This window comes from Gordonia sp. NPDC057258 (genome assembly GCF_042668985.1).
GTDB classification, from domain to species: domain Bacteria; phylum Actinomycetota; class Actinomycetes; order Mycobacteriales; family Mycobacteriaceae; genus Gordonia; species Gordonia hongkongensis.
Genome location: NZ_JBHUXZ010000001.1, coordinates 166,637 through 179,589, shown reverse-complemented (window position 1 = coordinate 179,589; position 12,953 = coordinate 166,637). Strand labels below are relative to the sequence as shown.

Sequence of the window (12,953 nt, the reverse complement as noted above, 5' to 3'; positions counted from 1 at the left end):
TGACACCGAGGACTCACCGGCGAGTGTCGATGACAGGTGTCAGCGTGCCGGTCTGGATGACCTGATCGCTCGTCGCGATGGTCAGACCTCGGCGGGTGGCCTGAGCGACGATCATGCGATCGAAGGGATCGCGATGTTCCCAGGCGAGCTGTCCTGCTGTCACCGCGTCGCTGGAATCGATGGCGAGGTCGGTCGCTGACATGGACGAGAGGGTTTCTTCCCACGCGGCGAGGAGCGGCGCTCCGTCGAGTCTGCCCAGCCGCGTCTTGATGGCGATTTCCCAGGCCGACGCAGCCGACACGTAGAGAGCGTTGCCGGGATTCGCGAGGATGTCCAAGGTGGTGGGTGACAGCCGGTCCGGTTCGCTGACCAGCCACAGGACCGCGTTGGTGTCCAGCAGGACATCGGTCACGAACCCGACTCCCAGCGCTCGAGGTCGTCGGCGGACAGCGGTGCGTCGAAGTCGTCGGGAACAACCATGGCCGGGAACTGCCCGAATCGACGCGGAGGTGGTGCCACGGGCCTGAGTACTGCGACGGGTCGGCCATGCGTGGTGATAGTGATCTCTTCCCCGGTTCTCTCGATCTCAGCCAGCACGGCGTTGAGGCGCGCCTTGGCTTCTGTGCTGCTCAGGGTTCTCATGAGCCGATTCTACTCGGTTCTGACCATTCGGACTGGTTCGAATGCACAGAACGTGGGCCACGAGTTCCCTCACACCACCCGTCGCAGAACCCCCGGCACGACGTCGTCATCGGCGGCGAGAGCCAGCACCTCACCGAAACCGGCGACGAGGCAGTCGGCGAACAACTCGAGGTCGGTGACCGCGGCGCCGTCGGAATTGATTCCGAGACAGGCCGTTCCGTTGTGGGTGATCATCGTCGCCATCATCGCGCAACCGGGCAGCGGGCCGAACGGGAACATCCGCTCGACCTTGGCGCCGGCCACGTAGGTGTCCCACGGGATGCCCGGCACGTTGCTGGCCTGCAGATCGTTCTGGCTGGTCGTGCCGCTGAACTGCATGAGCACCGATCCGGGCAACCAGGCCATCACCGAGCCCAGGGTGTTGAAGATGTCGACGGCCGGTTCGTGCCGGGCGACGCGGACCTGTTCGCGGATGGTGAGGACCCGCTCGAAGGGGTCGGCGATCCCGACCGGTCCGGCGAGCCGTCCCACCGCGATCCGGTTGCCACCCGCCGGATCCTCCGGACGCCGCACCGAGATCGGGATCGCGACCGGCATCGTCTCGATCGGGGTGCCCATCTTCTCGTGATAGAGGCGGAAGCCGCCGATGAGCCCGGCGAGGTAGACGTCGTTGATCGACGCACGAGTCGCCGTCGCGGTCGCCTTGAGGTCGGTGAACGGGACCTCGAACGCACTGAAACGCCACGACAGGCTCCGGTGCGCGAGCAACGGGGAACCCGGGGGACTGACCAGTCCCGCCACGCGTGGAACCGAGCGACCATAGCGGAGAACGGAACTCAGTGCCTGGCGGGGATGTGCCAGGGCGCGGACGCCGCGGAAGGTCGTGTCGACACGATGCGGGATCCGCCGGATCTCCTCGCCCACCTGCCGGCGGAGCAGGTCGACGGGCGTGATGTTCACCGGGTCGGGACTCGGCGGCTGGGGTTTGCCCGGATTGTGTTCGCGTGTGGGCGAATGCAGCTGGGCGAGTCCGATGATCGCGCCCAGGCCGTCGGTGAGCGCATGGTGGGCTTTGAGGAAGTATGCGGCCTTGCCGTCCGGCAGCCCTTCGATCAGCGTGCCCTCCCACGGCGGCCGTGCGGCATCGAGCGCGGTCATCGCGAGCTGCTCGCACGTGACGAGCAGCTCACGCATGCTGCCGTTGCCGCCCAGACGGATTCGGCGCAGATGGTAGTGCAGGTCGAAGTCCGGGTCGACTGCCCAGCTGGGCGTTCCCATGCCGAACGGGGAGTCGACGACGCGCTGCCGGAATCGCGGGGCCATTCGGCTTCCCCATTCGTGGGCAGCCACGAGCCGGTCCCAGTCCGGGGCGCAGTCGTACACCTCGAGCATGCAGATGGTCCCGCGCATCCGGCGATCGGTGTCGCCTCGCCACATGATGGTGTCCACCGAGCTCATGTGGGGCTCGTTGGCCCAGTCGAGCGGTCGGTCCACCCCGTCGGTCAGGTCCGGTTCCTCGCTCACACTTGCCTCTCTTCCGGTACCTCGACGGGTGGCCGGGCGTCGTCGTCGGCGAAGAAGTCCAGCGGCCAGTCGGCCAGGGCGCTGATGTACATCTGCCGGACCTCCTCGGCGCGGTCGCCGATCTCGTCGGGCGACCAGTCGCTGGTGTCCACCGGCGGCAGCACCATCACCTCGACGGTCCCCGGTCGGATGAGTTGCGCACCGCGCCACATCAACTCGCCGGTGTTACGCAGGACCACCGGTACGACGGGGACACCCGCCTGCATCGCGATGTGGAACGGACCCTTCTTGAACCTGCCCACACGTGGTGTGGGCGACCGGGTGCCCTCGGGCGCGACCACGAGCGACATTCCCTCGTCCCGCAGAGCTGTGACGGCCGGCGCCAGCTGTTCGATCGCGCGGCCCGGGTCGGCGCGATCGATGAACACCAACCCGGCCTGCTGCAGGATCGGCCCGACCACCGGAACCCGTTGCACCTCCTTCTTGGCCACCCCCGTGGCCTCGGACCGCACGAGGTTGATCATCACCGGCAGGTCGAGTTTCGACTGGTGGTTGAACAGGAACACGCACGGCCGCGCCGACGTGAGGTACTCGCCTCCGTCGAGGACCTGCACGTGGATCCCGGCGAGTGACAGCCCGACGTCGGTACCGGTCGGCAGGGCCTCGACGAGTGCGGCGGGATCGCGTCGAACGAGCCCGGTGGTGACGCCCACCGCGGCGGAGGCGAGAAACGAACCGTAGAAGGCGCCGGTTCGGGCCAGCATCCCGAGCCGGTTGTACGTGGGGTTCTTCAGGTCGATGATCGGCCAGCCGCGGGATTCGGCCTCCGCCCGCAGTATTCGGCGCGGGGAGACCGCCGCCGGGTTGCCCACCGACTCCAGGTACGGGATGTCCTCGTTGCCGTCGCTGTAGGCGAAGGAGGCGTCGAGGTCGATGCCGTGCTCACGGGCGAGGGTGCGTACCGCAGCGGCTTTTCCCGGACCCCAGAGCGGGCGTCCCCGGATGTTGCCGGTGACCACCCCGTCGACGACCTCGACATCGGTGGCGAGTGCGAAGTCGGCCTCGATCTCCCGCGCGATGGGTTCGATCTGGAATCGGGTCGCCGACGACGCGATGACGATGGTGTGTCCCATCTCCCGATGCGCGCGCAGGATCTGCCACATCTGCGGCCGCAGCTTGGCCGCCGTCTCGTATTTGAAGAGGTGTTCGCCGAACTCGATCAGCTCGGCGTAGGTCTTGCCGGCGAACGTGGGACGCGTGGCGTCGAGCACTTCTGCGTAGTCCTGTTCGGACACGACGCCGCGCAATCCGATGAGCAGGAAGTCGGCGAGTTCGCCGAAACCGAATTCCATGCTGCGCAAGCGTGCTCGCATGATGGCGGCGGCGGAGAAGCCCTCGATCAGGGTGCCGTCGTAGTCGAACAGCGCGGCGACCTTCTTACCGGTGGGTGCCGACCGGATGGCCCGCATCCGGTCGGTGAAGGCACTCACGGTGTCCCCTCCGACCAGACCGTGTCCATGGTGTCGGCTCCGCCCACGGCACGCTGGAGATCCTCGATCGACGCGATCCGGGCCAGCCGCTCGCGCATCGATTCGACCTCGTCGAGCCAGTCCCGGCGGGCGGTCGCGAGGTCCGCGACCTCCTCGCCGTGGATCAGGTGGCGGTTGTCGGCGAGCTGATAACAGCCGTCGTAGAGGTCCTTGGAAACCGAATCCTTGCTGCGCACAACACCTTGCAGGGACAGCTGGCGTCCCAGACCGAGGCATTCGACGATCAGGTCCTCCTTGTCGCGCGATGCGGTGCCGAGTTCCACGAGTTTGGTCGCGAAGACCAGTTGGGCGTCGAAGAACGGCTGCAGGGTGCGTCGGGCGAGGAGTCCGCCGGTATGGCCGTGCAGTATCTCGTAGGTCCACTCCTGCGTCGGCGTCACGGCACGCCAGCCCGGGGCCAGCAGATCGAGTTCGAGACCGAGTCGGTGCAGGAACTCGGTCTTGGCCGGGAAGAAGAACTCGAACTTGAGCAGATCGCGGATTCGCAGGGCCTCCCGTTGCGACGCCGCGAGCAGCCCCTCGTCGGCGAGCGGACCGTCGGCCGTCTCGTCGTATCCGACGGGGTGTTCGTCCGGCGGGATGTCGTCGGCCCGGACGTCACCGTCGGCCACGGCGAGCATGGCGACCTCGACGATCGCGCGGTCGACGAAGTGATGGAGCGCCCCGTTGCGGTAGTAGGCCGCGACCGCGTGGTTGTCCGGCACGATGGACCACACCGGTTCGGAACCGCCGTCGAAGCAGCTCACCACGCCGTTGCCGGCGAGGACCCGGAGAGTCTGGGTCAGCCCGACCCCGCGGCACAGGGCTGGGTCCGGGCCGGGTAGCTCGCGCCGGCGGATGTAGTCGAGCAGGGGAGCCAGGATGGCCTCGATCTCCGCGAGCGTATACGCCCTGTCGTGCGCGCCGAGGAGGGCGAAACCGGCCAGCGAGGTCGCCGAGATCGGGGTGGCGGAATTGATCTCGTCCATCACCCGGAACGCGACCTTCTCCAGTCGCGCGCGGCCCTCGCCGGCGTCGGCGAGAGCGGTCCGCAGCGAGATGGGGGTCCCGAATCGCACCCGGGCCTCGCCCAGGTAGGCGCGCTGCGCCTTCGCGTAGCGCAACAACCACCCGACGCCCTCGGGCTTCTTCGTGCCACCGGCGTCCTCGGCCGCCATCGCGCCGATCTCCTGGAGCTGGTCGTACACGATCGAGGTCGGCACGATCGTCACGTCGGCCTCGTCGAGCTGCCCCACCGCGTCGACGACGTAGGTGAGCAGTCCCAGTTTGGGCTTCCGGAGCTTGCCGGTCCGGCTGCGACCGCCCTCGATGTACCACTCCAGGTTGAAGCGCTTCTCGACGATGTAGGCGAGGTAGGAGCGCATCGCGAACTTGTAGACCGGGTCCGCGCCGAACTTGCGTCGGATGAAGATCATGCCGGCGCGGCGGGCCACCGGGCCCACCGGCCAGAACGAGAGATTGTTCCCGCCGAGCACGAGGTTGGGTGGGAAGTCGTTGTTGCGCAGCACTTTCGCCAGGACCAGCGGATCGACATAGGACCGGTGGGAGGGCAGGAAGATCAGGCCGGTGGACCTGTTGAGGGTGCGCAAGGTGTTGAGGTTCTCGACGTCGACGGTGACGTTCCAGGCCCGCTCGTGCAGTCGGTTGAAGGTCGCCGAGAACACGTCGTCCATGAGCCGGCTCTGGGTGGCGACGAAGGTCGAGAGTTTGTCGGTGGCCTCGGCGACCACCGCATCGGTGGGCCGACCCAGTTCGGCTGCGAGTTTGGCCGCGGACGTCTGGAATCGCGACGAACTGCTGATCTGCTCGGCGACCAGCCGGGGGACCTTGTAGCGATCACCGACGATCTGGCGTTCGGCTCGCTCGGCCGACACCGACGCCTGGAACAGGACGAACTGGGCGAACGGCGCACCCTGCGCCTGGTGATGGGCATACCGGGTGCGTAGTTCCTCGATCGTGGCGGGTGCACCGGCAACGACGCGGAGACTGTCCGGACGTCTCTTCCGGATCAGCGGCTGGACCGCTCCGAGCGGCCGCCGGGGATTGGACAGCACCAGGACGTCGCCCAGCGTGACCCGCCGCTCACCCTGCCGGACCGCCGGGAGCCAGACCGCCCGGACAGGCACGAGCAACGTCTCCGGCGCCATGCCGTCGAAGTCGATCTCCGCCGATCGGGAGATCGTCGCGTCCGGATAGTTCGCCGCCGTCCACTCGCGTACCGCCCGCATCTCGCACGACGTACGGGCTTTGGTCAGCACCACCACCGGATCGGTCACCTGCATCACCCTCACGTCTCCTGGGGTCCGGCCCCGCCTAATTGTGACGTGGACTACGCCGAGGGGGGGTGGTTTTCGTCAGGACGACCGACGCGCCGCGAGGACTTTCGTGTGTAACCGGTCCGGCCAGATGATGTTCGGTCCGGAGACGACGAAACGCCCCATCCGACCGAGTGGCCGTCCGGGGCGTTTCGCGCAAGTCAGGAGCTCAGAGCGCGCTGACGTTGGTAGCCTGGGGGCCCTTGGCGCCCTGCTCGACGTCGAATTCGACGCGCTGGTTCTCTTCGAGGTTGCGGAAGCCGCTACCTTGGATCGAGGAGTAGTGGACGAAGACATCTGCGCCCTGGTCGTCGGGAGCGATGAAGCCGAAGCCCTTTTCGCCGTTGAACCACTTGACGGTTCCCTGTGCCATACTGCTGTACTTCTTTCTTCAGTGTGCGCAACCACCAAGACCGATGGCCGCCCGTCAACTCTGTCACAGATGAGGACCGTTGGGAAACGCAGGGCGCAATCGTTGTGGGCGGTCCGCTGCGCGGGTACCCCGTTCGAGAACGAAACCCGGGTGTTCGGGGTCTGCGTGAGTAGACAGGACAGGGCACCACGCGATCGACCTGCGATCGAGGCACGTCATGGCCGAGAACGATCCGCTGACCACACAACGCGATGCCGTCCGCGACGTCGCCGGTGAACTGGTGGAAGCAGGTTTCGCCGATCCGGTCGAGATCGGTCGTGGTGGCTACGGTGCCGTATATCGCTGCCGCCAGCCCGCATTGGACCGCGATGTCGCGGTCAAGGTGCTGACCGACCACCTCGACGCGCAGAACCTCGAGCGGTTCGTGCGTGAGCAGCGTGCGATGGGACGACTCTCCGGGCACCCGAACATCGTCAACATCCTCGAGGTCGGATCCACGCCCGAGGGCTTTCCGTTCATCGTGATGCAATACCACCCCCACGCATCGTTGGATCTGCGCATCCGCAGGGACGGTCCGCTCGACTGGCGCGACGTGCTCCGGCTCGGCATCAAGGTGGCCGGTGCGCTCGAGACGGCCCACCGGGCGGGCACCCTGCACCGCGACATCAAGCCGGGGAACATCCTGCTCACCGAATACGGCGAACCCCAGTTGACCGACTTCGGCATCGCCCGTATCTCCGGCGGCTTCGAGACCGACGCCGATCTGGTCACCGGTTCGCCCGCCTCCACCGCGCCCGAACTCCTCGCCGGTGCGACGCCATCAGTGACCTCCGACGTCTATGGGCTGGGCGCGACCCTGTTCTGTGCGCTGACCGGCCACGCGGCGTTCGAGAGGCGCAGCGGGGAGCAAGTGGTCGCGCACTTCCTCCGCGTCGCGAGCGAAGGAGTCCCCGATCTCACGTCGGCCGGATTCCCCGCGGAGGTGTCCGGCTGCATCGAACATGCGATGGCGCGCGAACCCGCCGACCGCCCCGGGTCGGCGGCAGAGCTGGGCGAGGAACTGCGGAACGCGCAGCGGCGGCTCGGGGTGCCACTCGACGGGATGGCGCTGCCAGACGGGGCCACGGTACCTGCTACCTCGACGACGACGACGACGACGACGCCGCGGCGGCGGACGACGATGACGCTGCCCATGCCGTCGACGAAATTCCGCCCACCCGTCCGGCCTCGGGCACAGGTCACCAGGGCCCGACTCCTGAAGACACTGCGCGACGGGAAGCTGCGCCGTCTCACGCTCATCCACGCACCCACCGGCTACGGAAAGACCACGGTCGCGGCGCAGTGGGCCGAGGAACTCGCCGTCGACGGCGTGCCGGTGGCGTGGCTAACGGTCGACGACACCGACAACGACGTCGCACGGTTTCTCGCCGACCTCGTCGAGGCACTGCGCCGGGCGGCCCCGGACGCCGTCGGCGACCTCGCGGCGGCGGTCGAGGAACACGGCGATCGTGCCGAGGAGTACGTGCTGACATCGCTGATCAACGAGGTTCACGAGCACGGCCGGCGCATCGCGCTCATCGTCGACGACTGGCACCGGGTGACGGACCCGGCGGTCATCGGAGTGATGGACTATCTACTCGAACACGGTTGTCATCACCTGCAGGTGATCGTGACCAGCCGCACCCGGAGGGGCCTCCCGGTCAGTCGCCTGCACGTCCACGACGAGATCATCGAGATCGACATGGAAGCACTGTGTTTCGACGAGGCGGAAGCCGGGCGGTTCCTCCTTGATGTCGCCGGTCTGGACCTGCGGGGCGACGAGGTCGCCGATCTGTGGTCATCGACCGACGGTTGGGTCGCGGCGCTGCAACTGGCGTGTGTGTCGCTGCGCCGATCCGGGCGTCCCGGCGAGCTGATCGGTGACATCTCCGGCCGGCACCATGCCATCGGTGACTTCCTCGCCGAGAACGTCCTGGGCGTGCTGGAACCGGAGGTCCTGCACTTCCTGCTCACCGTCTCGCTGCCGGAACGGATCTGCGCCGATCTCGCGACCACGCTGAGCGGCGAGGAGCGAGGACAGGCCATGCTCGAGGAGATCGAGCTCCGTGACCTGTTCCTCACCCGGGTCGATCAGGCCGGACAGTGGTTCCGATTCCACTCCCTGTTCGCCGAGTTTCTCCAGCGCAGGCTGGAACGCGATGAACCGCAACTCATTCCGCAACTGCACCGCAGGGCGTCGGAGTGGTTCGCGGGGCACGGAATGCTGACCGAGGCGGTCGACCATGCGCTCGCCGCCGGTGATGCGGACCGTGCCATCGAACTCGTCGAGACCGACGGCCGGTCACTCATCGAACACTCGCGAATGACCACCCTGATCACATTGATGGAGAAGTTGCCGCCTGTGACGGTGGCGGCCAACCCGATCCTGCAGATGCAACTCGCGTGGGCGAACCTCCTCCTGCACCGCGCCGCGCTCGCCGAAGCCTCCCTCGAACGGGCGCGGGTCGCACTCGAGCGACTGGCGAGGTCAGATGCTGCCCTGGGAATTCGCCGTGAGGCCGACATCGCCGAGGCGTGCGTGCGCGCCATCTCCGACCGGCTCGACGGGCTCGACGAACTGGTGGCGCGCCTGGACGACGACCTCGACGGGTTGCCGCCGTTCCTCGTGTCGGCCATCCACAATGTCGGGACCCTCGGCGCCACCTTGCGATTCGACTTCGACGAGGCTCACCGCTGGCAACAACGCGCGATCCCGGCACACCGACGCAACACCGGTCCGTACGCGGTCATGTACGGCTACGGACTCGACGGGCTCGCCTACGTCGAACAGCTCGACCTCGATCGTGCCGAAGCATGCTTCCGTACGGGACTGCGGTTGTCGCGCGAACAGGGTTCGTCGACCCAGTCGCAGGGTGCGCAACTCGCCAGCGCCCTTCTCGCGGCGGTCCGGTACGAGCGCGGTGATCTGTACGAAGCCGAACGGCTGCTCGACGAGAGCTTCTTCATCGGGGCCGCCGAAGGCGTCGTCGACATGATCGAGGCTCGGCATCTCGTCGGGGCGCGCGTGGCGTTGTGCCACGGTGACCGGGCGGTCGCGGGGTCCTACCTCGACGAAGCCGTGGACATCGCCGAGCGGCTCGACACCCCGCGGCTGCGTGCCGTCGCCGAGAACGAGCAGGTGGTGAGGCACCTGCCGGCTCGTCGAGGGGTGTCTGCGCGTGTCGACGCCGACGCCGAGGTGCCGACACGCGGCATCGCGGCGATCGTCGCGCAACTCCATGCCGAGACCGCGATCCGGTTGATGCTCGACGCCGGCGAGTCCGCCGAAGCCCCTGACGTCGCCTGTCGATGGGCGCAGGAGTGGGTGAACAGGTTGGTCGGCAGCGGCCGCCACCGAGCGATTCTGCGGGCGCGACGACTCCTGGCGATGTGTCTCGACGCGGCCGGGCGGCCGGACGAGGCACGTGCACAGACCCTGGCTGTCCTGGCGCAGTGCGCAGCGTCGGGCATGGTTCGGTTCCCGCTGGATGGCGGCGACGACTTCACCCGGCTCGTCGACGACGTCGCCCGCGGTGTTCGTGCCGGTGACCGTCCCGCGCCGGCAGCGTTGTCGCCGGATTTCCTCGAGCGGTTGCTCGGCGCCGGCGGCACCCGTTCGTGACCGGCCGGGAATACCCGGATGGGCCGGTGGCCTTGAACCACAACGTGGCCCCAGACCGCCCGCCGCGCGGGTGCGGGGCAGAGGTAGACGACCCCTAGAGAGAGGACAAGTGCTCATGGCAGTCCCGAACATCACACTGAACAACGGAATCACCATCCCGCAGTTGGGTTTCGGAGTCTTCCAGGTTCCGCCGGAGGACACGCGTGAAGCAACTCTGACCGCATTCGAGGTCGGATACCGCCACATCGACACCGCAGAGATGTACGGCAACGAGAAGGGCGTCGGCGAAGCGGTCCGCGATTCGGGCATTCCGCGCGACGACATCTTCATCACCAGCAAGCTGAACAACGGCTTCCACGACTACGACGACGCCCTGAAGGCGCTCGACGGGACCCTTGCCGACCTCGGCGTCGAGCAGATCGACCTCTTCCTGATCCACTGGCCACTGCCGGAGGTGGGCGATTACGTCCAGCCCTGGAAGGCGCTCGAGAAGGCCTACGCCGACGGCAAGGCGCGAGCGATCGGCGTGTCGAACTTCCAGCAGGCGCATCTACAGCGTCTCTTCGACGAGACCGACGTCGTACCCGCGGTGAACCAAATCGAGGTGCACCCGTATCTGTCGCAGAACCCGTTGCGCGCGTTCAACTCCGAGCACGGCATCGCGACCGAGGCATGGTCCCCGATCGCCCAGGGCAAGGTGACCGACGACCCGGTGATCACCGAGATCGCCAAGTCCAAAGACCGCTCGCCCGCCCAGGTCACCCTGCGGTGGCACATCCAGCGCGGCGACATCGTCTTCCCGAAATCGGTGACCCGCTCGCGCGTCGAGGAGAACTTCGCACTGTTCGACTTCGAACTGTCCGACGACGAGGTCGCCCAGATCGACCGCCTCAACAGCGACGAACGCATCGGTCCCGATCCGGACACCTTCAACTACGTGCCGGAGTGATTAACCCCCTCTCGACTGTGCTCCCCTGAGGTGCGAGCGGTGACCCTTCTGCTCCCTGAGGTGCGAGCGAAGCGAGCCTCGAAGGGCCTCGCAAGGTGCCTCACCAGGCCCTTCGTGGCTCGTCGCTATCGCTCCTCGCACCTCAGCCTGAATCCGTGGAAGGAGTTCAGGTGGGGTGGGTTGGGGCGCGTGATCGCCTGATTATGTTGTGGGCGTGCGGCATTCGCTGACCTGTGTCAGCCTTTTCACTGGGGTTCCTTGGTGGTGGGTGGGCGGGTGTGGTTGGTAGGTCAGGTGGTGTTGACCGCGGCCCACAACGCGGTGAACGCGTGTTGGGTTGGCCAGTGTCGGGGTAGGTGCAGCACCGGTGTTCGTGCTGGTCGCGCTAGTCGGGCGGGTACCGCGATGAGTGTGCGGCGCAGCGTAGCGCCCCGCGCGGCTCGCAGTGTGGGGGTGTTGGTGAGTGCGGCGAGGGTGCGCATCAGGTTGTGGCTGATCGCGGTCAGGGCCAGCCAGGCGGCGTTGGCGCCGAACCGTCCGGAGGGCAGATGGGCCAGTGGTCCGTCGATGAGGTCGGCGAACACGGTTTCGATGATGGCGTGGCGGCGGTGGGTGAGGTCGGCGGTGACGGTGTCGTCGGTGGTGTTGGTGAAAAACGAGTGGTACCGCCAGGCGGGCATCAACGTGTCGGTGCCGGCGGGGTGGTGGGCTGTGACCCGACGCACGATCAGTCGGGCGGTGACCGGCTGGGTGGAGTCCGGTTGCACGGTGTAGGTGGTTTCGGCGACTTCGGCGTCAGAGATCAGTTCGCCGGTGTCGGGGTCGGTGACCGCCCCGGGATAGTGCACCGGGGTCCAGGCGTCGTCTCCGATCGCGGTGATGGCGCGGGTGATCGCGGTATTGGTGCGCAGGACCAGCGAGAACGTCGCTGCGAGGCGTTGGCAGGTGCGCATCACCGCGGCGGTGCCATAGGCGGCGTCGCCGCGGACGGTGATCTCCCCGCTCGCCCCACAGCGGCGTGCGGTGGTCAGGGTTTCAGCGATCATTCTCGCTGCCCCGTTACCGGAAGCGGTGCGGCCGGCGCGTAGCCAGGCGTTGGCGATCACCGGGGCATGCCCGGCTGCGGACAGGGTGGTGACCTGCGGGGACAACCCTTTGCGCAGGAGTTCACGCCCGGCGATTTTGGCGTGCCCGTAGGAGCCGCCTTCTTTCTGGTAGCCGTAGACCGGGCGTAGTAGTGAGTCAATGTCGACAAATACCTGGGACCCGTCGGTGGGCAGCAGACCCGCCGTGGCGCACATCGCCGGCAATGTGTGGGTCATCACCGCGTTGAGTTGCCGGGCGTGGCCGGGGGTGAACTCGCGCAGCGTTTGTCCGATCGTGGCTGGGGCGTACACGCGGTCGAACAGGCGGGTGTGCCCACCACTGCGGACCCTTCCGAGGTCGTCGATACTGTCAGCGCCGCAACACAATCCGGCGATCACGGTCAACAGTTTCGCCTCGAGGTTGGCCCCGGCGGAGGCGACCTGGGTGGTGCCGAGATCGACCCGTTCGCCCAGCAGGGACGCCAACCCGGTCGACTCAGCCACCGCCATGACCGGTACCAGCCCGGCGTGCGACACCAGGTTGTCGTCGTCGAAGACAGCGGACGTGGCGGAGAACGTGTGCGATACTTTCACTGAAAGTGCCTTCTGAGCTGGAATGTTTTGTGTCTCAACACCACCAATCATTCCAGCTCAGAGGGCATTTTCACGTTACCGACACCCCGCACCCGTCCACGGATCCAGGCTCAGGGAGCGGGGGGTGGCGGCGCTATCGCTCCTCGCACCTCAGGGAGCGGGGGGTGGCGGCGCTATCGCTCCTCGCACCTCAGGGAGCGGGGGGTGGCGGCGCTATCGCTCCTCGCACCTCAAGGACCATTGGGGCTGTCGTTCTCTCG

General features: G+C 67.2%; 9 protein-coding genes. 2 read left to right on the top strand and 7 right to left on the bottom strand.

The features are described from left to right. Positions 1 to 13: 13 nt before the first annotated feature. The 6 genes from ACFUEJ_RS00810 to ACFUEJ_RS00785 all read right to left on the bottom strand — a co-directional run bounded on the left by ACFUEJ_RS00810 (position 14) and on the right by ACFUEJ_RS00785 (position 6,404). A complete protein-coding gene (locus ACFUEJ_RS00810) occupies positions 14 to 412 on the bottom strand; it encodes a type II toxin-antitoxin system VapC family toxin (protein ID WP_065629469.1) in 399 nt (132 codons plus the stop codon). Next, positions 409 to 642: a type II toxin-antitoxin system Phd/YefM family antitoxin gene (locus tag ACFUEJ_RS00805; protein WP_065629468.1), complete on the bottom strand. Its 234-nt coding sequence runs from the start codon at positions 640 to 642 to the stop codon at positions 409 to 411. The genes ACFUEJ_RS00810 and ACFUEJ_RS00805 overlap by 4 nt, the downstream gene beginning before the upstream one ends. A gap of 69 nt (positions 643 to 711) precedes the next feature. Next, positions 712 to 2,166, bottom strand: a complete 1,455-nt coding sequence (locus tag ACFUEJ_RS00800) for a wax ester/triacylglycerol synthase domain-containing protein (protein WP_065629467.1) — start codon at positions 2,164 to 2,166, stop codon at positions 712 to 714. Beyond that, positions 2,163 to 3,656 (bottom strand): HAD-IB family hydrolase, encoded by a 1,494-nt coding sequence (locus ACFUEJ_RS00795; RefSeq protein WP_058252824.1) that lies wholly within the window; start codon positions 3,654 to 3,656, stop codon positions 2,163 to 2,165. Before ACFUEJ_RS00795 ends, ACFUEJ_RS00800 begins: the two co-directional genes overlap by 4 nt. Further along, positions 3,653 to 5,998, bottom strand: a complete 2,346-nt coding sequence (locus tag ACFUEJ_RS00790) for a glycerol-3-phosphate 1-O-acyltransferase (protein ID WP_065629466.1) — start codon at positions 5,996 to 5,998, stop codon at positions 3,653 to 3,655. The genes ACFUEJ_RS00795 and ACFUEJ_RS00790 overlap by 4 nt, the downstream gene beginning before the upstream one ends. A gap of 202 nt (positions 5,999 to 6,200) precedes the next feature. Then, positions 6,201 to 6,404 carry a cold-shock protein gene (locus ACFUEJ_RS00785; protein ID WP_058252822.1) on the bottom strand — a complete coding sequence of 68 codons (204 nt, stop codon included), beginning with the start codon at positions 6,402 to 6,404 and terminating at the stop codon, positions 6,201 to 6,203. Positions 6,405 to 6,621: 217 nt separating this feature from the next. Between ACFUEJ_RS00785 and ACFUEJ_RS00780 the strand changes: the two genes are divergently transcribed. Continuing rightward, on the top strand, positions 6,622 to 10,065 hold the full coding sequence (locus ACFUEJ_RS00780; RefSeq protein ID WP_388027001.1) for a protein kinase: 3,444 nt from the start codon (positions 6,622 to 6,624) through the stop codon (positions 10,063 to 10,065). A gap of 115 nt (positions 10,066 to 10,180) precedes the next feature. Continuing rightward, positions 10,181 to 11,014 carry an aldo/keto reductase gene (locus ACFUEJ_RS00775; protein ID WP_388026998.1) on the top strand — a complete coding sequence of 278 codons (834 nt, stop codon included), beginning with the start codon at positions 10,181 to 10,183 and terminating at the stop codon, positions 11,012 to 11,014. A gap of 290 nt (positions 11,015 to 11,304) precedes the next feature. On the opposite strand, the gene ACFUEJ_RS00770 is transcribed toward ACFUEJ_RS00775, so the two are convergent. Then, complete coding sequence (locus ACFUEJ_RS00770) at positions 11,305 to 12,693, bottom strand: IS1380 family transposase (protein WP_388026996.1); 1,389 nt, start codon at positions 12,691 to 12,693, stop codon at positions 11,305 to 11,307. Positions 12,694 to 12,953 lie beyond the last annotated feature (260 nt).